The sequence below is a fragment of the Pseudomonas cannabina genome, assembly GCF_900100365.1.
Classification (GTDB): Bacteria; Pseudomonadota; Gammaproteobacteria; order Pseudomonadales; family Pseudomonadaceae; genus Aquipseudomonas; species Aquipseudomonas cannabina.
Window position 1 is genome coordinate 4345919 of record NZ_FNKU01000001.1, and the last position, 22807, is coordinate 4368725.

The window sequence follows — 22807 nt, forward strand, 5'->3', positions numbered from 1 at the left end:
GTCGGTGAAAGCTTGGGCCATTAGCATCAGCCCACTTCCGGCAAAAAGACCGGTTGGCCAGGAACGGATTCCGAGGTGTTTCAGGCCCAATTAACAACAATAATGGTGATTCCGATGCTTGCTGATTTCTCAATCCGTACCCTCCTTGCGCAACCCCTCCACGTACCGCTCCTACTGAGCTGAATCGTTCATTTCAACGTTCTGTAGCCGTATTACGTCTGGAGTATTCCCATGCTGACTTTCCTTGGCTTTGCCATGGTTATTGCGTTCATGTACCTGATCATGAGCAAGCGCCTGACCGCGCTGATCGCCTTGATTCTGGTCCCGATCATCTTCGCTTTGTTCGGCGGCTTCGCGTCGCAGATCGGCCCGATGATGCTTGCCGGTATCACCAAGCTTGCGCCGACCGGCGTGATGCTGATGTTCGCCATTCTGTACTTCGCGCTGATGATCGATTCCGGCCTGTTCGACCCGGCCGTGCGCAAGATCCTGAAAATGGTCAAAGGCGACCCGATGCGCATTTCGGTCGGCACTGCCGTACTGGCGCTGGTGGTGTCCCTCGACGGTGACGGCGCGACCACCTACATGATCTGCGTGGCCGCCATGCTGCCGCTGTACAGCCGCGTTGGCATGAGCCCGCGCATCATGGCCGGCGTGATTATTCTGGCCGGCGGCGTGATGAACATGACGCCATGGGGCGGCCCGACGGCTCGTGCGGCCAGCGCCCTGCATGTCGATGCATCCGATATCTTCGTTCCGATGATCCCGGCCATGCTGGCCGGTGTTGTGGCGATTCTGGCAATTGCCTACTTCTACGGCAAACGCGAGCGCGCTCGTCTTGGCGAACTGCACTTGCAGGGTGATGACGTTGACCACAGCGAGATCAGCGTTTCGCAATTCCCTGATGCCCGTCGTCCAAAACTGATCTGGTTCAACGGCGCGCTGACCCTCGCGCTGATGGTCGCCCTGATCATGGGCCTGTTGCCACTGCCGGTGCTGTTCATGATCGCGTTCAGTATCGCGATGATCATCAACTACCCGAACCTGCAGGATCAAAAGGACCGCGTCTCGGCCCACGCCGGTAGCGTGCTGGCGGTGGTCGGCCTGATCTTCGCTGCAGGTATCTTCACCGGAATCCTGTCCGGCACCGGCATGGTCGACGCGATGTCGAAAAGCCTGCTGGCGGTGATTCCGGAAGCGCTGGGTCCCTACCTCGCGGTGATTACGGCGCTGGTCAGCATGCCGTTCACCTTCTTCATGTCTAACGACGCGTTCTACTATGGCGTACTGCCGGTGCTGTCGGAAGCCGCCTCCCACTACGGCATCAGCCCGGTGGAAATGGCTCGCGCTTCGATCGTCGGTCAACCGGTTCACTTGCTCAGCCCGCTGGTGCCTTCGACCTACCTGCTGGTTGCTCTGGCCGGTATCGAGTTCGGTGATCACCAGCGTTTCACCCTGAAATGGGCGATTCTGGTCTGCATGTGCATCCTGGTCGCCGCGCTGCTGATGGGCATCTTCCCGTTCTACAGCAGCATGTAAGCCTCGCGACCTGTCACCAAGGCTCGCCGTCGACTTGAACGTTGACGGCGAGTTTTTGCGTTGTGGGTGTTCAATTACTTGAAGGCCGATACTGCAATGCTTCGGCCAGATGGCTGCGAGTGATTGCGTCTGCCTGCTCAAGATCTGCCAGGGTTCGGGCTACCTTCAGCAGCCGATGCGCTGAACGCAATGACAGCGTCAGACGCTCGCAGGCAGTTTCCAGCCAGCTTTCGTCGGTGCTCGACAGCGCGCAGTGTTCATGAAGCCCTGGCAGGTCAAGAAACGCATTGGCGCAGCCCTGACGGCGTTGCTGACGTTCGCGAGCCTGCGCGACCACCGCTGCGGCACTTGCGGTGTTTTCACTGGTGGTAGGGTCGGGGTTGAGCGCGGTGGCTTCACGGGCGACGGTCAGGTGCAGGTCGATCCGGTCCAGCAACGGGCCTGATAGCTTGTTGCGATAGCGCTGCACCTGCTCGGTGGAGCAACGGCAGCGTCCGGTCGGTTCGCCGAGATAGCCACAGGGACACGGGTTCATCGCCGCTACCAGCTGAAACCGCGCCGGAAAGCGCACGCGATCCCGCGCCCGGGAAATCACGATATGCCCGGATTCCAGCGGCTCTCGCAACACCTCCAGCACGCGGCGATCAAACTCTGGCAGCTCATCGAGAAACAAAACCCCGTGGTGGGCGAGGGTAATTTCACCGGGTTGCGGACGACTGCCACTGTCGGCTTTCGAAATAACTGAGAAAGGGCTAGGCTAGAGGCCTTTGTTGGCCATAAAACGCTTCTGAAATTACTGAGAAGAATGTCGGTAATAAATGAGACCAGATAAAAAATGATCGGAAATAAATGCGACCAAATTAAACCGGTCCGGAAGATCAAGCCGACTCGCCGTAGCATTTCAGGAGTGATGGCTTTCAAGGGGCTCGGTGGTGTTGCTTTCGAATCGTCGTTGGAAAGGGATTTTTTGAAACGGATGCGGTTCTCTCACCAGGTCGAGTCGGTTATCTCCCAACCGGTTGAGGTTCCTTTCACCGACTCTTTGGGCCGTCCCCAGATCTACACTCCTGATTACCTTGTTTTCTATCACCAGCAGCACCTGCCCTATTTCGGCGCAATGCAACCGCTGCTGGTGGAGGTCAAGCCGAGGGAGCAATGGGTAGAAAATTGGCGAGACTGGTCAGGTAAATGGAAGGAGGCTCGCCGGTTGGCCCGTAGCCAGGGGTGGCAGTTCCGCATTTATGATGAATCGCGCATTCGCGGTCTCCCGCTCGAAAACATTGTGTTCCTGGAACGTTTCGAGCGAATGATTTTTGAACAAGGCGACATCGTTGCTGTGTTGAAGACGCTGCGTGAGATGGAAGTCGCCCCAGTGCACTACCTTCTGGCACGGCACTTCAATGGTATTTTCCGTGACCGGGGCGTGTCGCTGCTTTGGCACTTGATCGCCACGCGTCAGGTCGACTGCGACATCACCGAACCTCTGAACCACGATCTCGAACTGTGGGTCCCCGATAATGAAACTGTATGAAGACGACACCAGCGAGCACCTGGTTCCGTTTGAACCTGCTCGGTCACGCGTTGCCATTGAAGTCGGCGCGATGGTGCGCCGGGACAAGGAAATTTACCGGATCGTTCAAATCCTAGATCTACAAACGGTGATCGGGACCGAGGTCGAGACGGGCCGCAGTGCGGCCCTTCAAATTATCGACCTCAGAGCTGTAGATCCGGAGAAACTGGACGGGCTGTACGTTAACCACGATATCAGCAGCATCAGTTCGGATGCCTGGGCTATAGCGCAAAAGCGCTATTCCGCGATTCTGCCTTTATTGGGCAACACGGTGTTGTCCAAAGAGACAGTGGCAGCGCGTGCGAAGGCCACCGGGATCAGCCCGGCAACCCTTTATCGTTGGCTGGATCGTTACAGTCGATGGAATGAGGTTCTGGCTCTTGTTCCGCGCAAGCGCGGTTGGCGCGAGGGCAGCACACGTCTTTCTGTCGAAGGAGAAAAGCTCGTACAGGACGTGCTGGATGATTACTACCTGACGGTGCAGAGGTACACGGTTCAGTCCACGATTTCGGAGATTGAGCGCAGAGCGCGAGCGCTCGATATCCAGCCTCCTGGCGCATCTGCTATCAGGGCGCGGATTAGGCAGATTCCCGAGGTGGTGAAGCTTCGTCGGCGTGGTTATGCCGAGCAGGCGAACAACAGACACACTCCTTCAGTCGGACAGTTTCCGGATGAGGGCTATCCGCTGGCCGTTGTGCAGATCGACCATACCCCGGTCAACCTCATTGTGGTGGACGAACGACATCGTAAGCCAATTGGCCGGCCTTGGCTCACCCTCGCCATCGACGTCTACTCCTGCATGATCGTTGGTTACTACTTGGCGTTCGAGGCGCCTTCCGAGACATCTGTGGCGATGTGCATCGCACATTCAATACTTCCCAAGGAGGCTTGGCTGGCTGCTCACGACATTCGTGGTGAATGGCCTGTTTGGGGGTTTCCACGAACAATTCATACTGACAACGGTGCTGACTTCCGGGCGCAGAACATCGTGGATTCCTGTAAGAACTACGGGATAGACAGCGTCTTCCGGCCATCCAAAGTTCCAAAATACGGTGGTCGAATTGAGCGGGTGCTTGGCACTTTCATGAGAATGGTGCATGAGCTGCCAGGCACTACCTTCAGTAACCCTCAGGAACGCGAGGGCTATGATTCGGATGCTAAAGCCGTTCTCACGATGGCGGAATTCGAGGTATGGCTGGTTCGATCAATTTTGAAGTACCACCAGACCTATCACAAAAAGATCCACATGAGCCCTGCTCGCAAGTGGCAGTTGGCGTTCTTCGGCAATCGGGAGGTTGATCCTCTGGTCAGTGTGCCGGCGCGGCCCACCGATCCTTTGGCTGTCCAGTTGGATTTCCTACCATCGGTTCGCAGGACTGTGCAGACGTACGGTGTGCAGTGGGATCTGTTCTACTATTCCGAAGCGCTGCGTCATTGGATCAATCAAAAGGATCCCGCGACCGGGAAGGCAATCAAGTTGCTCTTCAGGCGTGACCCGAGGGATGTCAGCGTCATTTGGTTCTATGACCCTGTTCTGAAGCAGTATTTTCGCGTACCGGCCTCATACCAGGCATTCCCTGCGGTGACGCTTTGGGAATATCACGCTGCCAAGGATAAAGCTGTCAGCGAAGGGCGGGGGAACATTGACGATGCATTGATCGCCGAGTACGCCGTCGAAAACCGAAAGCTAGTCGAGGAGGCTTCTGCGACCAGCAAGAGAGCTCGCAAAGACGCTCAGAAGAGTCGTACCCACAGCAAGAAAGGTACACCGGCCCAACCCACAAAGCCCGTAGCCAAGCTGGTGCTGGATCTCGTGCAGGAGGATTCTGACCTGCTTATGCTTTCGGAAGTCGAATCGACAGGTGAAGTCGAATGAGCACATACGACCACATCCATCCTGATTTTCGACCAGTGTTGCAGTTGAGCGACCGGGAACGGATCCTCTTCATAGGAGAGGAACGTTGGATAGGTTATGCATTGGCTCGCACAATCCTCGACACGCTCAATGATCTGATTGTCATGCCCAAGCGAGCCCGCATGCCTAATTTGCTGATCGTGGGGGATTCCAATAACGGTAAGACGACCGTTATCAGGCGATTTCAGAAAACGCATGGCGAAGGGTACGTCGACGAAAATGATGATCCGGTCCGCCCCCTGATTTTGGCAGAGGCCCCATCGACTGCTGACGAGAAGGCGCTGTATGTGGCTCTTTTGGAACAGCTATGGATGCCTTACAGGATCACGGATACCAAGTTGGCGTTGCGCTACCAGGTTATTCACTCCTTCCGCGAGCTTAAGGTCAGAATGCTGATCATTGATGAGTTCCATTCATTGCTCACAGGCTCTGCAATCAAGCAGCGTGAGGTGATGAACGCTTTGAAGTCCCTCTGCAACGAGCTGGTGATTCCAATCATTGGTGTTGGAACCACGGATGCTGTTCGCATCCTCCATCATGATCCACAACATGCCAGTCGCTTCGATGTTATCAAGCTCGATCAATGGAAGCTCGATCCCGAATTTCAGCGCATGCTCAAAGGCTTTGAGTCGATACTGCCTTTGAAAAAGCCTTCTGGGCTGGCACATCCAGACAAGGCTCGGCGTGTACACGCGATTTCCGGCGGTAACCTTGGGAATGTACACCGGCTTCTGATGGAGTGCTCGAAGCAGGCCATAGTCTCCGGCAAGGAATGCATTGACATAGAACTCATCGAGAGCATGTCATGGTTGCGTCCTACTCGTGGCATCCGGGAGCAGTCTCTGTAAACCCGGTCTGGCCTCTTAGTAAACCGCTGCTTACGGACGAGCTTCTGACTTCCTGGATTATCAGGATGGCTCTGGCTCACGGCTGCTCACCAGCAGCGTTGACAGCAATCGCATGGCCTGGCACTAGGGCTTGGGCAAGTGATTTGGATCGATCTGTTTCAGTGAGTAGGCTTGCGGTTCTGAGTAAGCAGTCGGGTGTGCCCTGCGCAAGCTTGCAGTCTGCTACCCTCAAAAATGTTATGACTTCGATTGTGCGTCAGCCGCACAGATTACTGCGCGCAAGCTGGCCTTGGCTGACGGTACTGGGTTGTCGAGGCGGTCATCATAGCGGAGGGCTGCAATGCTGCCCGGATTGCATTGCGCAATCCAATTCACGTTTTTTCATCCAGTGGCGTTTGGCCTGGCATACCTGCTGCCCTATACATGGGGTGCAGTTGATTGAGCGGTGCGGGCATTGTCTGGCGCCTATGCAACCGGAGCTGCTGAGAGCCGGTGCTTCGCTCAGTGATTGCTACAGGTGCGGTGCTGCGCTAAGCGATGGCGCTCGGTGCGACGCTGCAGAAGCTGCGCTGGCTTTCCAGATATACGTGGACGAAAACATTGGCCGCTGGCCCTTGTACGGCTCATCGCCACTCGACTTTCGCGATTGGTTAACTGTTGCACGAACTTTGGTGAGCTTTGCTCAGGCAGCAGTGCGTCGCCATAGCGCTGCGGCTGAAAGATTCTTCGAATCACTAGGTATACCGCTTGAGTCCCTTCAACCGATTCCGTTGGGGTTGCCCCTTGAATACCTGTCTCCCGCTGAGCGCTCTGTCCTGCTCAGCATCGTGTGGGTGATAATGTCAGCCGGGCCACAAAGATTTATCGAAGCGGCACGGCATGAGTCACTTCCAGCCTCGACGCTGCATTTACCCACCAGTGGTTCTCCTCCAGTTTTGCTGGATCTGGTCGCCGCATTGCAGTCGCCCAGGCATCATCTGGTGAGCGGTGTTGACCGTGAACATCCCAGTAGCCCCGCGCAAACGCTGCGTATGTGGTTGCGACTGAAACGAAAGGTCAGACGACGTGGTATCCGTTGAACATTTGGCTCGCTGTGAATGCGACGGCTGCGGCCGTGCCATTGAGCAGCCTAAGAGGATTTACCAAGAAAAGCGCTATTGCGGCAACTGCTACCCGCGGCTGTTCAAGCGTCGACTATGTCCTGCCTGTGGCAATTTCGCCAGACTCCCGACATTCGATAAGACCGCTCGCTGCAGTGCCTGTTTAAGACGCGGTTCTTGTGCCCGATGCAACAAAGTCGATTTTAAGATAGGGCGGATCACCCCCTATGGGCCTGTATGCAAACCCTGCGCAGTGCACTTTCGTGAACCGGCAATCTGTGACGCCTGTGGAACGCTTTCTCAGCGAACAGCGAGGAACTCGCTGACCGGCAGATTGCTCTGCCCAAAATGCAGCGGCCCTGCTGCCGAAACCTGTCCTGATTGCCGGCGCCATCGCGTACTGATTTCGGAACTTGATGGTCGCAAGCGCTGCAAGGTATGCATTGAGCAGGGTGTGCTTGCGTGCGCGACTTGTGGTGTCAGCACACCAGCCGGGCGAGGCAAGGAATGTGAGAGGTGCTATTGGGAGCGAACCTTCCAAAAGCGCCTGGCAATCAATACCAGCGGTTTAAGCGTGCTATCTATGGCGCAGCGATTTGAGCGTTTCGGAAACTGGGTTTTGCTTGAGCTCGGACCCAAGGCTGCGGCCTTGAAAATCAACACCTATTACAAGTTCTTTAAAGAGCTCGAAAACGTCTGGCAGGGTGTGCCTCAGTACTCTCAGCTGCTGCGGCATTTCTCAGCCGAAGGATTGCGCCGTTCTCGTGTGCCGATGAGCTGGCTGAGCGAGTTCGACGGATTAGTGGTGTGCGAACAAGCCCGTGAGGAGGATTCGGAGCACCGACGTGTGCAGGGCATCATGGAGCAACCCCGAGAGTCTTGGCCTCAGCAGTTGATCACTGGTTATCACCGTATGTTGCAAAGTCGGCTGGCGGCCGGTGACATCAGTTTACGGTCCATCAGGCTCGCCTTGCGATCTGCTTCTGACCTTCTGGATCATTCGCGACTGAAGGCTGCCGCCATGATTGACCAGAAAGTACTCGACGGCTATTGGCGTAAGTCGCCGGGGCATGTGGCAAGTGTCACGGGGTTCGTCGGGTACTTGAATCAGGTCTACAACGCAGGGCTGAACTCTCGCCCGGATCCGAGGTGGGCAAGGCAACAGAAACAAGCGAAGCGCGAGAGAGAGCTTGTCGAATTGCTGCCACAACGCGACGAGACTAGCGATTTTGAGTCACGATGGATCGTTAAAGCCTTGGCTTATTTCCATGGGATTGGCAGGGTCAGTCGCAAGGGGCTGGTATATACGCCGGCAACCTACCAGGGGACTGCTGGATTCAACATCGAATGCTCACAAAGGGGGCTCTGGGTGCCATCAGCGAGCACCTATGAGCGAACCATAGAAGAATGATGGTGAGTCATGGAGGCTGACCTGCTGTTTGCTTTCGACCTGACTGCCACGTGGAGATTTACAGGCATGGCGGTCTTCCTTGGAAAAAGCTTGCTGAAACCTCAATCCTCTCGCGCTTGACCACCGCGGGACACTAGTGGTGACGGGACAGAGATCCAGGTTAGCTGAGCGTGATCCCAAGCTCGCTGAATTTGTTGATGAGGATGCTCCGGTAAAGAATTTCTTTATCGTGTTTGCCGTGGTTGAAGGTGACGTAGTCTGCTGGGTAGAGCTTGTTGAGCTTGCTGAACACCCCTCTGTAGCCAACGATTCTTCGGCACAGCTCGTTGACGAAATTTTTGAACGCCTCTTCATTTTCGCTGAATTTCATCAACAGTCCGGCAGATCCGGGGGGTATTTCACCTTTTTTGCCGTCCTTGCGCTGAACCTCGACGCAAAAATAGTTGCCCTTGATGGTTTTGATGCGCACGATCAGTATGCCTCGTCGCAGTCCAGCGCTCCGGTCCAGATACAGCCAGGACCGCACATCTGATGGCAGATCCTCTTCATTTTCGACCGCGAGTTCAACAATACCGAGGGGCGGCTTACTGCTGAATCGCGCCACGGGTGTGTACCAGTCCACGCGCAGAATCTGTTTCGGATTTTCAGCGCCAATCGACTTGAGCGCTTTCCAGATGTCCATGAAAAAGCCTTGGGTTTCGAGCACCACGTCGAGCGCAGCCTCATGCTCCTCATCCGATACCGTCTCTAACTTGCCAACTTGCTTTCCACTTCCCGTGCCGGTACCTGCGGAAACTCCATCTGCCTCAGGTGGTGCTGGCCCAAGGCGGCTTTTGTTGGCCTTCACCACGGATTTTGTTTTCTTCACTGGGCGCTTTGCGCCGAGTACTTTAAAAGGCGCCGCTTTCGCCTCATAGATTTCGGCATGCCGATCCGGCTCAACCGTGGATCGTTCTTGGAGAAACTCTTCGAGAGCGGCGCTTTTGATTGGGCGTGGCAGCACGAGCCTTCCCAAGCCATCCACACCTTCGCTGCTGTCGAACTTTAGCTTCTGAAATTCAACTTCCGGACCTTTGGGCATGTTCGTTCCCATAAGATCCAAGCACAAAAACGTTTTCCCGCCATTCAGCCATTTACCCCGGGCGAGGATTTCACCAGGGCCTTCGAGCCAGGGTCGGCATTCGAGGAGTATGGGCTTGCCCGGTGACTGGGAAATAAACTGCGAATTCACTCTCTTTACAGCGCTGGTTGTGCGTGGGTCATAAAGTATATGAGCCAGAAACACCGCATCGAAGAAACGCATTCTCGGGCCGGGGCGAACCAGCCAGACTGGCAGATTACGTTCTGCTACCGGGTTCTGAAAAAGAACGTTAGAAACATCGCTCCAGCGCAAATTGGCTAAAGCCCTGCAAATCTCCATGTTTCTGGCATAGGCACGTACAAAGTATTCGGTGCACGGGATCAGCAGATTGCGACCATCATCGAGCGAGAAGTTGAGAAGTTGAGAAGTTTGCAGCGATCGTCGTTTCCCAAGATTAGCGGATACTCCTCATCTGCAAAGAGGTGCCCTTGACCTGAAGCGATGAGCGCTCTGCGTGAGGTAGTCCGCCACTTCCCTGCATTGAAGTTGACCGCAAGCCTCTCGGTGTCGAGCTCGGTGTCAGAAATGCAGCGACCATTGCGCCAAATGGTGCCGACCCTGTAATGGGGAAGGCTAGGGAGACGCTGAACAATTAACCCGTTCGCACCGTCCCCATTTCCAAGCCGGTTTTTTTCAACCTGCCGGCCTTATTTTACGTTTCTCGAGCAGATTTCTGCCCTCATTTTGCTGAAAGGCGGGCCAGTCCCGCCTTTCAGACGGATTTATCCTGCCGTCTGTTGTAAATACCGCTTGGCCAGCATCAGATTGGCCAACCCAAACAAACTGAACAACTGCGCTGTATTCTTTTCCAGCCCACGGTAGCGAACCTTGCGATGATTGAAGCGCACCTTGATTACCTGGAAGGGGTGCTCGACCTTGGCACGCAGTTGCGCCTTGGCATATTCAATTTTGCGCTTGACCCGATACAGCACGCTGCCTTCGCCGTGCTGCTTGTAACTGCTTGGCCGTTCTGCAATCGACCAGATAACGTCCCGTTCAGCATGCTCCGGTCGCTTGGCCGCACCGGTGTATCCAGCGTCACCCGAAACATAGGTTTCGTCACCGTGAAGCAACTGGCCAACCTGGGTGACATCCGCCACGTTAGCGGCCGTCCCTACTACGCTGTGCACCAGCCCCGACGTGGCGTCTACACCAATGTGGGCCTTCATCCCAAAGTGCCATTGATTGCCTTTCCTGGCCTGATGCATCTCAGGATCACGCTTGCCTTCTCGGTTCTTGACCGAGGGCGGCGCGGCGATCAGAGTAGCGTCGACGATAGTGCCTTCCTTGAGCAGCAGCCCCCGGCTGGCCAGATGCTGGTTAATCGTTTCAAACAGCAGCCGGGTTAGCTGATGGACTTCCAGCAAGCGGCGAAAACGCAGCAAGGTGGTGGCATCCGGTGCAGACTCGCGACCCAGGTCGATACCCATAAAACCGCGGATGGCCTGGCTGTCGTAGACGGCATCTTCGCAACCTTCATCGGAGAAACCGAAACACTGCTGCACGACGTACATGCGCAACATGCGCGACACCCCTATCGCAGGGCGTCCGCGCTTGCCTGCGGTGTTGCTATAAAACGGCGCCACTTGCGCCTCCAGCAGGGCCCAGGGCACCAACTGTTCAAGGTCAGCCAGGAAGCGATCTCGGCGAGTCTGCTTTTTCTTGCCGGTATATTCGAGTTCGGAGAAGGTCTTCTGCACGCGCGTAACGCTCACGGAGAGGGAGGCTGTTGAAGGAACTTAGTGTGCCAAGGGTGGGGACAGTTGGCTATTTTTGCAGCGCCTCCCTAGGGTCTGTTCCCGTTTGCACGTAACCCATTGATCCTTATGAGAACAGCCCCGTATTGTTGGAGTTCTCACACAACACCAATACGAGCCTGCAATGCCCCGATTAATGCTCAGTGATGAGCACTGGCCGAAGCTACGAGAAATTTTGCTACACGAATCGATCTACAACAAGCGAGATTTGCGCACCACGGTTGAAGGCATGCTGTATCGCATGCGTGTGGGTTGCCCTTGGCGAGACCTGCCGAAAGCGTTTGGAAACTGGAGCAAGGTCTACAAGCGGTTCAATGCCTGGTCTGCTTCAGGCAAGTGGGTCAAGGTGCTTGAGGTGCTGATGACTGATCCTGACATGGAGTGGGTCTTCATTGATGGCAGCTATGCCAAGGCTCATCAGCACAGCGCAGGTGCTGCCAGCACGCAGGACCAGGCCATCGGAAAAAGCCGAGCCGGTAACACCAGCAAGATTCACCTGGCTGTAGACGCTTGTGGGCTGCCTATTGCATTTGACGTGACCGCAGGCCAGACCAATGATTGTTCGCAGGCGGCCTCGTTGATTGCCAAGGTGCCCGATGCAGAAGTGATCATTGCGGACAAGGGCTACGACACTGAAGCGATACGGGCTCAGGTCGAGCAGCAAGGCAGCAAAGTGGTGATTCCACGAAAGCGCAATTCTCTGAAAGGGAACGCAGATCTGGACAAAGGGTTATATCGCAATCGACATCTCGTAGAAAACGCCTTCGCCCGGTTGAAGCATTTCCGGGCGGTGGCTTCTCGATTTGACAAACTCAAGAGAAACTATGAAAGCGTCATAGCAATGGCCTGCGCTTTTCTGTGGCTACCAATGTGAAACGGGAACAGACCCTAGGGAGACGCTGAACAATTAACCCGTTTGCACCGTCCCCATTTCCAAGCCGGTTTTTTTCAACCTGCCGGCCTTATTTTACGTTTCTCGAGCAGATTTCTGCCCTCATTTTGCTGAAAGGCGGGCCAGTCCCGCCTTTCAGACGGATTTATCCTGCCGTCTGTTGTAAATACCGCTTGGCCAGCATCAGATTGGCCAACCCAAACAAACTGAACAACTGCGCTGTATTCTTTTCCAGCCCACGGTAGCGAACCTTGCGATGATTGAAGCGCACCTTGATTACCTGGAAGGGGTGCTCGACCTTGGCACGCAGTTGCGCCTTGGCATATTCAATTTTGCGCTTGACCCGATACAGCACGCTGCCTTCGCCGTGCTGCTTGTAACTGCTTGGCCGTTCTGCAATCGACCAGATAACGTCCCGTTCAGCATGCTCCGGTCGCTTGGCCGCACCGGTGTATCCAGCGTCACCCGAAACATAGGTTTCGTCACCGTGAAGCAACTGGCCAACCTGGGTGACATCCGCCACGTTAGCGGCCGTCCCTACTACGCTGTGCACCAGCCCCGACGTGGCGTCTACACCAATGTGGGCCTTCATCCCAAAGTGCCATTGATTGCCTTTCCTGGCCTGATGCATCTCAGGATCACGCTTGCCTTCTCGGTTCTTGACCGAGGGCGGCGCGGCGATCAGAGTAGCGTCGACGATAGTGCCTTCCTTGAGCAGCAGCCCCCGGCTGGCCAGATGCTGGTTAATCGTTTCAAACAGCAGCCGGGTTAGCTGATGGACTTCCAGCAAGCGGCGAAAACGCAGCAAGGTGGTGGCATCCGGTGCAGACTCGCGACCCAGGTCGATACCCATAAAACCGCGGATGGCCTGGCTGTCGTAGACGGCATCTTCGCAACCTTCATCGGAGAAACCGAAACACTGCTGCACGACGTACATGCGCAACATGCGCGACACCCCTATCGCAGGGCGTCCGCGCTTGCCTGCGGTGTTGCTATAAAACGGCGCCACTTGCGCCTCCAGCAGGGCCCAGGGCACCAACTGTTCAAGGTCAGCCAGGAAGCGATCTCGGCGAGTCTGCTTTTTCTTGCCGGTATATTCGAGTTCGGAGAAGGTCTTCTGCACGCGCGTAACGCTCACGGAGAGGGAGGCTGTTGAAGGAACTTAGTGTGCCAAGGGTGGGGACAGTTGGCTATTTTTGCAGCGCCTCCCTAGGGGGATGGACATCGCCCTGTTATTGCGCATCGCAGGACCATACCACCAGACAATGTAGTCGCCTGACCAATCTTGAGTTTTGGGATCAGGATTTCTGAGATCTGGCCTTCCGTATGCAAAATTGCAACGCGTCACTGCTTCAGTCACCGACCGCTTTCTCCTGGCTTTCAGCTCAATCTATTCCGCGCTTCATCGGCTCACCGATGTGCTGCTTACTTGATATCACTATCCAGTGTAAGGACCAAGCGCTCTGATGTGAACTCTCTGGGGCCTGTTGTCACGGCAATCGCGTCTTTGGGAAAAGGGCTCTAGCTAGAGCCTCGTCCATCAGAAATAACTGGTGTGAACACCGATCTTCTTGAAACGAATGTCATTAATGGGGCATGACCTGATCTCGTCGCCAGATGGTTCCAGCAATGGCAGCTGGCTTGAAGTCAGTGATGCCTGCAGAGCCCAATGGGGAAGTGGCTTGTAGTGGAGGATCAAGACTAAGCGTTTGCCCGGTGCTGAGCTGTAGCTGTGTGAAATACACATCGTATGAGTCGTTGATCTTGTTGATCAGACGTCCAAACAAGCGGCTACCTCGTGCGATTGCCACGTTGTCGTAGTCGTCGTAAACATTCTCGTACACCATCGCCGCAACATAGTTCGGGTCCACACGCTCCAGCGTCAGATTGAGGAACGTCCCTTCAGTTACCTCATACGGTACGCTTACGGGGCGCTGAGCGACTGCCGCCGGCTGTTGAGCCTGCGCCCAACCTGCAAAAATCAATACGTGAGTCACCACAGTGACCCAAACGAGTTTTTTACCTACCATCAATAACTCCTGACATCAGCGAGCCACCACGCGCAAACAACTCGCATTGGACGAAAAATTATTTTATGAATCTACTTGGGCGATCATCAATCGTCAGCGTCTGACTGCGCCTTGCGAGGCACCGATACCGACGGAGTGAAAAACATGGTGCGTTGAGAGGCCGGCATCAGGATGTCAGTTGACTTGATGCTGCTGCCTTTGCGGCGCTTGGTTCGCCTATCCTTGTCGAAGACTTCGATGTCCTTGCACAGGATCGGCAGGTGAAGCGCTTCACGAACGATGCTCTCGTTAGCCATAGTTCCGTTGGCCATGCCCCTCATCATCATTCTAAACGACTGCGTTGGCCGGTCGTAGATCTTGCGTGGCAGAAGTTCAGATAGCTCCGTCTCGATCCGCTTGCCGGTCACGCCATCGAAAAAATGCTCTTCACCGAAACCCAGGTTTCGCTGATCGGTCACCTGAATGTCGCGCTTGGTGTCGTAGCCAACAAACAATGCAGGCGTCATGGAGTGCGAAAAATGGTTGCCGTACTTCCAGTGGATTTCTTTCATTACCGCATTGGCGCGATAGCTATTGGCGAGGTGGATGAACCAGTAAGTCCTTGGATTGGAACCGAAGGGTGTAATAAAAAAGACCGTCATGAATTCCGCACCGCTTTCTTTAAGGAGCCGCTGATTTATTCGATTTTTCGTCCCTGCAACGCTCTGGAGGCCTTGATTTATCTGGGGGCAACAGCTGGGTTTTAGAATAAATCAGCGTCTCCTTAGGGTCGATAAAAAAGAAGGTGAAGTTATGCGATGCCCATGCGGCAATCTCAGGAATTTTGGTGGTGTAATCGCCTTGGATGCAGTCTGCTGCAACGCAGGAACTCGAATCGTCGTCGAGAAAGCTTTTCAGCTTTGAGAAGGCTTCTTTGTTTTTCTCGATGTATAAGGCGCGAAATTTAACTTTGCAGCCATGGACCTCTTCGAGCGACTTGGCGCAGTCTTTCATCAGCTTCAGTGAAATACCAATAGAGGTGTCGCGTAAATCCTCTGATTCTTCAGACCACGGTCCAGCGAAACAGTCTACGTAATTGATATCTGTTTCATTTCTGCCAATAATCATGAAAAGCCGTTGGAGATAGGTCTTTAGAATCGTGTGCTTTACGTAAGCCTGTTCCCGACCGTGGTACTCCACTGGTATCGCCGCCATAACACTTCCCTGTTGATGCGCTCGTTCACTGGTTAGCTAGGGAGGCGCTGATTTATTCGATTTTTCGTCCCTGCAACGCTCTGGAGGCCTTGATTTATCAGGGGGCAACAGCTGGGTTTTAGAATAAATCAGCGTCTCCCTAGACGAACAAGATGGATATTTCGTAGTGGCGATACGATATCTGAGCCGTTACGGGATGGCTACGCTGAGGACGTCCAGCGAGCTGTCGCTTTCTTGGTCATTACGCCCTAACAGAAGCATTCCTTCTTTGGCTTGTGTGAGCAATTCCTCTACCCGATTTGTTCCGGGGGTAGTCGAAAGCATTTCGATGGGCATTCTACCTGAAAACTGCGACTTGGGTTTGGAGAGCCAGCACTTAGCTTTTTCGACGTCCCCACAGAAAGATTCTGCGAGGGCCAAGATATGTGCGATTCGATAGAGGTAATCACTTTCGCTGTTACTCAGCCGTGCATCGCTCGATTGCAGTGGCTGTACGTCAATATTCACGATTCCAATAGCCCGCAATCCCTGAAGGCTGCTCCCTGTCAGCCCCGTCTCCACCAGCTCGTGGAGCTGCCCATCGGTTGCATCTGTTGAGATGTTGAGATGTTGAGATGTTGAGATGTTGAGATGTTGAGATGTTGAGATGTTGAGATGTTGAGATGTTGAGATGTTGAGATGTTGAGATGTTGAGATGTTGAGCAAATATCTCAAGCGGTGGCGATAGGTGCGAGAGAAGTCTTGCCGCGCAGCCACCCCGATCCTCGCCTGCCGCGTTGCCAAGTCTGATATCGGCCTCAGGATGATTGAGCGTCCGACAACATCAACCGCCAGATCATCGCCGATTGCCAAAGCCATTTGGTTCAACAACTCACTTGGCAAATTGATGATGAGATCGCCGCTACAATCGTTGGTCTCTTGGCATTGAATCGTCCACAGATGATGACTACTCATATCCGGCCACCTCGAACCTTCTAATGACGATGTATTTCAGCCTGGAGTTGCTCACTATCACTGCCCCACGAGGGCGTTGAGCTCATCAAGAGTGATCCCCTGTCGATTGCCCCAGCCAAGTAAAACGTACACGGTGTTCTTGGTCAGGAAATAACCTGCCGATTCAAAACCGATCTGAAAGGATATGCGCACCCAATCGCGGGGTTGGTAGCGTCCACGGCTGTCGAGACAACACACAGCGTGTAGACCAAAACCGGTTCCAATCCACGCGTGTGTGGCGCATTGAGTTCTTCGGCGTTGACGTCAATGTCCAGAATGGTCCAGTCGCTGACCAAGCAATATGGACGGGAAGCGAATTTTTCCTGTACAGCAAGGGCGGCTTCCTTTAGGGATAAACTGCACCCATCTGTCGGCTTACCTTGTCCGCTGAAAAGCCTTGCCAATCCTGTCAGGTTCATCATCAGTTCCTACCACATCAGCGATGTGCGTACATTCTGCGCTTCCTCATAAGACAGCGCTGGGGTCGTCCGATCCGGTCACATTTCTATCGGAGCCCTGATGCCAGAAGCTCTCTTCTATAGATCCTGAGTAACCCACTGAAATATAGGACTAACGCATCACTACGCTCCGGTTTGCGCCTGCGGACCTCAAGATCTGCGCCAATGGTATTTACTAGTAATCAGGATATTTGTGTTATCTGAACGCCTGCTGTCTGGAGCAGGTGGTACAACGTGGCAATTTTCGTGCGGCCCCCGCGTTTGGCACAATATGTGAAAATCACGCGCTGCTTGGCTCGGGTGAAGGCGACAAAAAATCCGGCGGTTGCTTCAATCTCATCGTTGGAAAAACTCCACCATGCTCCGTCGTCCAAGCCAACAAAGATGACAGTGTGATACTCCAGCCCTTTGCTTTTGTGAATGGTCATCAGTGGAATGGCATTGACGCCTTCATAGGTGTCGAGTGCCGAAGGCCAATCTGCACATTTGATTGCACAGTTAAATAGATGTGTTGCAGCAGCGTCGAGCACCTTTTCGAGCCATTCTCCTTGTGCGTAAGCAGGGTGTCGGCTCTTGAGGTGGCCAAGTCCAACAAAGCCCATGACCTCATCAACTAGTGATCGTGCGGCTTTCAGCGTAGTCGGTAAACTTGACCGGTTCGCACCAAGCCAAATCGCGCAGGCGTCCAGTTCGCGTGTGAGTTTGGAGTGCCCGATTTCATCGTCGAACTCGACTCCCCGCAACGATGCCATCCATTTTTGGCATTCAGACCAGTAGCGTCCTGCCCGGAGTGTCATGGATAGGCGAAGTAGCGAAACCAGAAGTACCGAGACCTCCTCGACGAGCAACTCCTGCAACATAATCGCTCCGACCAGCCCTGCCTCATTGCGTAAGCTCAGTCCCTGAGCCGTAAAAGCCGGCTCTAGCACCTCGGCATATTCCCCCGCCTTCTGGCGAACAAGGAGAACGAAATCGCGTGGTGTGAGTTTGCCCGACGCGATGTTCGACGCAACAGATACGGCTAGATTGTGTGCTTCTGCATGTGGGCTGGGGAAGTCGAAAACCGTGCAGCTTTCTTCGTTAATCGTACCTGCCGTCTGTGAAATGGGTTCAACCGCTGCGATGTCCAAGGCCTGAGCCAAAATATGCTGGATACGTACCAAGTCAGGCGAGGAGCGGTAGTTGTTGTAGAGGGACGTCCGCTTAGCCGAAAAATCTGCGTCGAATTCGGAGAAAGGGTCATCCATTGCCATAGCCCAGCGCATGATTTGCTGTTTGTTATCACCGACGGCGGTTAATACGGTGTCAGTACCTCGGAAAATGGTACTCACAAGATCGTATTGGACCTGCGTCGTGTCTTGGAACTCGTCCATGAAAAGATGAGAGTAAGTCAGCCGAAGCGCGTCACGTGCCATGGAATTAACTCGCAGTAAAAGCTCTGCGAGTCTGCCTATCATGGGGAAAGACAAGACACTTTTTTCACCACCGTGGAGGGATGCCCGCCAGAATAAATCCGCAGCCCATTGGCCGACGGTCGGACACAGCCATCCATCAATCGGGAGCGGTTGGCCGAGTACATAGTTGCGCTCGAATATTTTCGGTCCGACTGCGCGTAGATCCGCCCTTGTGCCAATTGTCGTTGGAGGCAAGCCAACGTCTTGAAAGAGGAAGTCTTTGTAGTCGCGCTCGTAGTAGCTTGTGATTTCGTAATCGGGTCGGGGTCGCCAACGCTCGGGCAGTGATTGGCCGAAGCGATCGACCAGGCTCTTTGCAAACGCATCAAACGTCATGGAGTCCAAACGACCGGCATGGTCAGGGTGACAGCGCTTTCGCACGCGGCTGGCGAGGTTGGAGGCAGCATCTCTTTTGAAACTGATCGCAAGAATACGTCTAGGCGCAGGTGCTGCACCGGTTTGTAACAAATAGGCGGCACGCTGCGCGAGTAATTCAGTCTTGCCCGCGCCGGGGCCTGCGATGACGGATCGGTTTACGTGTGAACAAACCACCTCAAACGCGTGCTTTTCAAGAGATTTTACCCCTACCGGTTTCCAGTTTTCTGAGCTGACTCTTCGCGACGATAAGGTCATGTTCAGTCCCGCCTCAACGACGCGGAAATGTGTTTGAGCACTGAAGCAAGCACAACTGGCATGTGCGCTACCAGTTGCGCCTTTGTGATATGAGTCAACGCTGCAAGGTGGGTTGCAGGCTTACTGTTAGTGAGAAAGTGGTAGCGGTAACTCGGGAATTGAGGGGGATAACCAACAAAGGGCCCTGTGTAGGCTTTTAATCCGGGACCTGCCGTTCCCAATACCACTTCGGCGGCTTTGTCAGCGGCCATGCGAGAACCCCCGCGCTCGGGGACGATGGCTGCATAGGCGGCAGGGAATGCTTCCAGCATTGCTAGATCTAAATCCAGCGGTGAGGAGAAATACACTCCATGAGCTTTTAGGTTGTTGTTGATCCATGACAGGAGGCCGCTATGATCGACCGAATCAGGCCAATTATGCATGTTCGCTAAGTCGGCATCGGATAAGATGCCAGTTGTAATTCTCAGCACTTCGGCTTTCGGTGCACCGAACTCGATCAGCTTTTCGATCGCCGTTTTGACTCGTCTAAAACCGCCTCCATCGCGCCCTAGGTCAAGATCCAACAGCGTGGCGTGAGGAATACCCAGATGTTTAAGCAAGCGCCAAAAATGCTGAACATGACGTCCACCCAATGGGACAATAGCGACAAAGGCTGGATCGATCAGCAAATTCAGCGCCTCTGCGAGTCGCGGTAAAACAATTCTTTCCGAATCTCCCTCAACCAGCAAAACAAACCGCGCAAAATAAAGCTCTGGGTAGGCCAACATCGCACCCCTTACAAACTTGCTAGCCTCCACGTCGTTGACTGGAAGCTTAATCCGCTTGACCGTAGACACGCGCGTTTTGGGGTCGCATCTACAGTATCGAACTTCCGTCGGATTGACGCGGCTAAGTACTGCGGGTGAGTGACTGGTGACAATGGCTTGCGCGCTGCCATCGGTTGTGAGTGATCGGACTTGGCGGATGATGCGAGCAAGGAAATATGGCGAAAGGTGGTTCTCTGGTTCCTCCAAAGCGAAGATCGTCAACGCAGGTATCCGCAGAGCGTCACTTCGGAAGCCCTCAATTGATCCCGCTACAACCTCACGCTCTAGGTCGAAGACGGCCGCAGCCAGAGCGAAGTAAAAGAGCGATTGTTGACCGTCGCTGAGCGCCTCGATACCGCGCTCCTGACCGTCAGGTCCCTGCTCGAACATGACTGCAATTTTGTTGACGACCTCCTCGAACCTGCGACTTACCAGACTCAGGCGCGGATTAGTGTCGACGACGTCATCATGAAGTGCCGACCACCGCGTCTGTAGAGCTTCTGTGATTGCGGCAATTGCCGCTTCTTCCTCGAAGGCAGAGGCAAGATTTTCGGTAGCGTCATGAACCGCCTCTTCGGTATCGGACGACCACTCGATCGCGCGTAACAAACGAGCCGCCAATGCTCCGGCAGTCGCCCGGGTCTGAGCAGCAGCGTCTCTGCTTGCCGGTGTGTAATACAACTGAATTAATCCCCGATCGGCTACGGAGACGGGGTGGCACTTGTCTTCTGGCGGTGCATCGTCGAGCGTGTCGACCCAGTGCAGGGTTTGCGAAACCTCGCCTTCCACGGTTCCATCGTCCTCCCACTGAGCGTCAAGCCGAAGACGACAGACGGGAGCATCGTCTGGTCGCTCGATTAGCATATGCCGAAATGAAGGTGCGATCGTTTCTGGCGTTGCAGTTCCATCAATCAGTTCGGGAAGGGCGATCAAAACCTCAATGTAGAGGTGCTTTGATTCAAGACTGGTGGGATCGTCATCAGGTCCCAAGTGAAAGTCCGAGCGACGTACGGTGCGTTGTGCCCGAGTCACTCCAAACAGCTTCGCCAACGCGTGTAGAAGCGCAGTTTTCCCTGCCGCGTTGGGGCCGACGATGGTCGTGATCTTTGGCGAGATTGTTACGCTGATAGGACGGGGCGCAAAGCAACGGAAACCAGATAGGACGGCAGATTCGATTAGCACAGGATCCCTTCCTCTATGCCGCGACGGATATGGGTTTATCGCGGGCTGACATAGCGTAGGCAGGAGAAGAGCGTCTTGCCACTAAGAGCGCTGAATTTGAAGCACTAAAGGAGCAAATTAGCCCCTTAGGAGACGCTGATTTATTCTAAAACCCAGCTGTTGCCCCCAGATAAATCAAGGCCTCCAGAGCGTTGCAGGGACGAAAAATCGAATAAATCAGCGCCTCCTTACCAATCACTGGTCTTGTCCTTTCAGGAAGAGGCATCGCGCTCTGTCGCACTAAAGGCAGTGCGCCCGCACGATAGGGCAAATCGTAGCCTCATTTGGTGTGCTCACCGAAATAAGAACCACCGGCCCGAAATTCGTCACGCGTCGAGACCAAGCTCGACGCGTGAGGGTGGACGCAACAACTGGCTCTTTGCTGGATCACTACGCAGTGGACAACGGGCGGCGGCAATCATGAGCTTGATCCGTATGCGTATCTGAAAGACGTGTTCACGCGTCTGCCGACGCAGCGGGCGAGTGAAATCGATCAGCTGTTACCGCATAAGTGGCAATCGGTTTAATCACGCAAGGCGTGATGGACGGACGCATGCGGCGAATTTCAACAGCTTGCCAGAGAGCAAATATTTCCCAATAGGCTAGGAACTGCAAGCTGGTGCGGCTCCACTAAAACCTCCGCCCTCTCCACAAGGGTAAAAATGAGGACTGCAGGCCTGCTCCTGCACCGTAATTTTTTTGACAAAGAGGTTTTCAATGAATCGCATTTCAACCAGCTCAGTAAATTCCAGCTTCAATTACACGGCCCCTACGGAGGAAGCGCAAAACCGCTTCGCCTCAGCGCCCGACAATTCCCCTCTAGTTGTCACCACAACATCTATCGCCCAAGCGTCGGAAGGGCTACAAAGGCCGGGGGCAACGCTAAGCATGCAGGCCCAGCGACTGCGCCAATTGATGGGGAGCCCGTCTGAGCAGTGCCGGAGGGACACAATGTTAGCTAAAGCTTTTGATGCTCAACGCCTAAACATTAACACTCAAGCAGGCTCTTCCAACAGCCCACACTTGAACGCTCTCAACACGCTCCAACAACGACACTTCAAACCTGCGGCTGGTGGGCTAGAAATCCCAGTTACATCCAACTCCTTATTGGGCGGTGGCAGGCAAGTCTATCAAATTGGCTCATCGTCACGCGAGCTAAGCCACCGACCGGTCAATGATCAGGACCGCGCGCCCTTCAGGGCGCTTGAGCGGCTGCACGCCGAGTTGTTTAGAGGTGGGCCGATTGAGTTTGTGCCTAGAGGCAGCAACGTGTTGGCCTCAAACGTGAGGGATGTCGACATGGACGAGTTCGATGTCATCAACTCTAAAGACGGCTGCCAAGGCATTGGCACCACTGGCCTGGGACCCTGCATTGCAGTGTGTGCAAGAGGCATGGATAGAGAAGGGCTTCCGGTGCTGGGTGTCTATCACCACAGTGGTATCGGCTCACCAGAGGATACCATGGCTACTCTCGATCAAGCGATGCGCGATAAAGGTGCTTTGCAAATCAAATACTCCCTGGTAGGCGGCATGATCATGCCTAAAGAGGAAGAGGCTGGCAGCTATGACGACGAGCTAAGCTTTTTGGCATTGAAAGGCAGTTATTCAATCGAAGGGGCGCGCTTGCATGTATCCGAAGGCGAAGAGGACGTGCATACCGGCGAGTACAACAGTGTCAATGTTCTGCTGATGCCTGACCGCGTTCTGTACGGTCGCGACACGCTCTACTGCTGAGTGGGTTGTGGTGAAAGTGACCACTACACAGGTACCTGGTCAGATTCAGTGCAAAAGAATTTTTAGCCCGAATTTTGCTAGCGCGTCAAAGCTCACGGCGAGATATCTAGG

17 protein-coding genes and 3 pseudogenes are annotated in these 22807 nt (G+C 54.4%); 9 read left to right on the forward strand and 11 right to left on the reverse strand.

Features of this window, described 5'->3' with window-relative positions; translation table 11 throughout:
• The first annotated feature begins 231 nt into the window (after positions 1–231).
• Positions 232–1539 (forward strand): CitMHS family transporter, encoded by a 1308-nt coding sequence (locus tag BLT55_RS20575; protein WP_054999530.1) that lies wholly within the window; start codon positions 232–234, stop codon positions 1537–1539.
• Positions 1540–1609: 70 nt separating this feature from the next.
• Here the strand turns inward: BLT55_RS20575 and BLT55_RS20580 are convergent.
• Positions 1610–2260, reverse strand: a pseudogene (locus tag BLT55_RS20580) (ATP-binding protein); the annotation flags it as partial.
• Positions 2261–2515: 255 nt separating this feature from the next.
• Here BLT55_RS20580 and BLT55_RS20585 point away from each other — a divergent pair.
• The 5 genes from BLT55_RS20585 (at position 2516) to BLT55_RS33530 (ending at position 8383) form a co-directional block, all read left to right on the forward strand.
• Positions 2516–3070, forward strand: a complete 555-nt coding sequence (locus BLT55_RS20585) for a heteromeric transposase endonuclease subunit TnsA (protein ID WP_044392676.1) — start codon at positions 2516–2518, stop codon at positions 3068–3070.
• Complete coding sequence (locus BLT55_RS20590; RefSeq protein WP_054999438.1) at positions 3057–4985, forward strand: Mu transposase C-terminal domain-containing protein; 1929 nt, start codon at positions 3057–3059, stop codon at positions 4983–4985. Before BLT55_RS20585 ends, BLT55_RS20590 begins: the two co-directional genes overlap by 14 nt.
• Positions 4982–5872, forward strand: a complete 891-nt coding sequence (locus BLT55_RS20595; protein WP_011102975.1) for a TniB family NTP-binding protein — start codon at positions 4982–4984, stop codon at positions 5870–5872. Before BLT55_RS20590 ends, BLT55_RS20595 begins: the two co-directional genes overlap by 4 nt.
• On the forward strand, positions 5830–6951 hold the full coding sequence (locus BLT55_RS34850; protein ID WP_074800258.1) for a TniQ family protein: 1122 nt from the start codon (positions 5830–5832) through the stop codon (positions 6949–6951). Before BLT55_RS20595 ends, BLT55_RS34850 begins: the two co-directional genes overlap by 43 nt.
• Positions 6952–7555: 604 nt before the next feature.
• Complete coding sequence (locus BLT55_RS33530; protein ID WP_054999439.1) at positions 7556–8383, forward strand: hypothetical protein; 828 nt, start codon at positions 7556–7558, stop codon at positions 8381–8383.
• Positions 8384–8543: 160 nt separating this feature from the next.
• Here the strand turns inward: BLT55_RS33530 and BLT55_RS20610 are convergent, their stop codons facing one another.
• Both BLT55_RS20610 and BLT55_RS20615 read right to left on the reverse strand, forming a co-directional pair.
• Entirely contained in the window at positions 8544–9776 is a 1233-nt protein-coding gene (locus BLT55_RS20610) for a hypothetical protein (RefSeq protein WP_244159008.1), read from the reverse strand.
• A 470-nt stretch (positions 9777–10246) separates the two neighbouring features.
• On the reverse strand, positions 10247–11224 hold the full coding sequence (locus BLT55_RS20615; RefSeq protein ID WP_007247761.1) for an IS5 family transposase: 978 nt from the start codon (positions 11222–11224) through the stop codon (positions 10247–10249).
• Between the two features lie 181 nt (positions 11225–11405).
• Here BLT55_RS20615 and BLT55_RS20620 point away from each other — a divergent pair, with 181 nt between their 5' ends.
• Positions 11406–12155 carry an IS5 family transposase gene (locus BLT55_RS20620; protein WP_082438194.1) on the forward strand — a complete coding sequence of 250 codons (750 nt, stop codon included), beginning with the start codon at positions 11406–11408 and terminating at the stop codon, positions 12153–12155.
• A gap of 163 nt (positions 12156–12318) precedes the next feature.
• On the opposite strand, the gene BLT55_RS20625 is transcribed toward BLT55_RS20620, so the two are convergent.
• The 8 genes and pseudogenes from BLT55_RS20625 to BLT55_RS20660 form a co-directional block, all read right to left on the reverse strand.
• Positions 12319–13296 (reverse strand): IS5 family transposase, encoded by a 978-nt coding sequence (locus BLT55_RS20625; RefSeq protein ID WP_007247761.1) that lies wholly within the window; start codon positions 13294–13296, stop codon positions 12319–12321.
• A 463-nt stretch (positions 13297–13759) separates the two neighbouring features.
• Positions 13760–14203 carry a TraB/TrbI/VirB10 family type IV secretion system protein gene (locus BLT55_RS20630; protein WP_055000556.1) on the reverse strand — a complete coding sequence of 148 codons (444 nt, stop codon included), beginning with the start codon at positions 14201–14203 and terminating at the stop codon, positions 13760–13762.
• Positions 14204–14289: 86 nt separating this feature from the next.
• Positions 14290–14844 (reverse strand): hypothetical protein, encoded by a 555-nt coding sequence (locus BLT55_RS20635; RefSeq protein WP_223862823.1) that lies wholly within the window; start codon positions 14842–14844, stop codon positions 14290–14292.
• A gap of 19 nt (positions 14845–14863) precedes the next feature.
• A complete protein-coding gene (tcmP, locus tag BLT55_RS20640; RefSeq protein ID WP_074800831.1) occupies positions 14864–15397 on the reverse strand; it encodes a three-Cys-motif partner protein TcmP in 534 nt (177 codons plus the stop codon).
• Positions 15398–15586: 189 nt separating this feature from the next.
• Entirely contained in the window at positions 15587–16351 is a 765-nt protein-coding gene (locus BLT55_RS20645) for an antitoxin Xre/MbcA/ParS toxin-binding domain-containing protein (RefSeq protein ID WP_074800834.1), read from the reverse strand.
• 57 nt (positions 16352–16408) lie between these two features.
• Positions 16409–16812 (reverse strand): annotated as a pseudogene (locus tag BLT55_RS20650) (DUF6957 family protein).
• Between the two features lie 218 nt (positions 16813–17030).
• On the reverse strand, positions 17031–18935 hold the full coding sequence (locus BLT55_RS20655; protein ID WP_011102967.1) for a UvrD-helicase domain-containing protein: 1905 nt from the start codon (positions 18933–18935) through the stop codon (positions 17031–17033).
• A 2-nt stretch (positions 18936–18937) separates the two neighbouring features.
• Entirely contained in the window at positions 18938–20923 is a 1986-nt protein-coding gene (locus BLT55_RS20660; protein WP_055000578.1) for an ATP-dependent nuclease, read from the reverse strand.
• Between the two features lie 399 nt (positions 20924–21322).
• On the opposite strand from BLT55_RS20660, the pseudogene BLT55_RS20665 reads away from it, so the two are divergent.
• Positions 21323–21489, forward strand: a pseudogene (locus tag BLT55_RS20665) (transposase domain-containing protein); the annotation flags it as partial.
• A gap of 424 nt (positions 21490–21913) precedes the next feature.
• Complete coding sequence (xopAK, locus tag BLT55_RS34030) at positions 21914–22696, forward strand: XopAK family type III secretion system effector (protein ID WP_223862821.1); 783 nt, start codon at positions 21914–21916, stop codon at positions 22694–22696.
• Positions 22697–22807 lie beyond the last annotated feature (111 nt).

Excerpts from the sequence above, each read along its gene's own strand:
- BLT55_RS20575 (WP_054999530.1), top strand. The coding sequence starts at position 232 with ATGCTGACTTTCCTTGGCTTTGCCATGGTTATTGCGTTCATGTACCTG.
- BLT55_RS20585 (WP_044392676.1), top strand. The coding sequence starts at position 2,516 with ATGCGGTTCTCTCACCAGGTCGAGTCGGTTATCTCCCAACCGGTTGAG.
- BLT55_RS20590 (WP_054999438.1), top strand. The coding sequence starts at position 3,057 with ATGAAACTGTATGAAGACGACACCAGCGAGCACCTGGTTCCGTTTGAA.
- BLT55_RS20595 (WP_011102975.1), top strand. The coding sequence starts at position 4,982 with ATGAGCACATACGACCACATCCATCCTGATTTTCGACCAGTGTTGCAG.
- BLT55_RS34850 (WP_074800258.1), top strand. The coding sequence starts at position 5,830 with ATGGTTGCGTCCTACTCGTGGCATCCGGGAGCAGTCTCTGTAAACCCG.
- BLT55_RS33530 (WP_054999439.1), top strand. The coding sequence starts at position 7,556 with ATGGCGCAGCGATTTGAGCGTTTCGGAAACTGGGTTTTGCTTGAGCTC.
- BLT55_RS20620 (WP_082438194.1), top strand. The coding sequence starts at position 11,406 with ATGCCCCGATTAATGCTCAGTGATGAGCACTGGCCGAAGCTACGAGAA.
- BLT55_RS20630 (WP_055000556.1), bottom strand. The coding sequence starts at position 14,203 with ATGGTAGGTAAAAAACTCGTTTGGGTCACTGTGGTGACTCACGTATTG.
- BLT55_RS20635 (WP_223862823.1), bottom strand. The coding sequence starts at position 14,844 with ATGACGGTCTTTTTTATTACACCCTTCGGTTCCAATCCAAGGACTTAC.
- tcmP (WP_074800831.1), bottom strand. The coding sequence starts at position 15,397 with ATGGCGGCGATACCAGTGGAGTACCACGGTCGGGAACAGGCTTACGTA.
- BLT55_RS20645 (WP_074800834.1), bottom strand. The coding sequence starts at position 16,351 with ATGAGTAGTCATCATCTGTGGACGATTCAATGCCAAGAGACCAACGAT.
- BLT55_RS20655 (WP_011102967.1), bottom strand. The coding sequence starts at position 18,935 with ATGACCTTATCGTCGCGAAGAGTCAGCTCAGAAAACTGGAAACCGGTA.
- xopAK (WP_223862821.1), top strand. The coding sequence starts at position 21,914 with ATGTTAGCTAAAGCTTTTGATGCTCAACGCCTAAACATTAACACTCAA.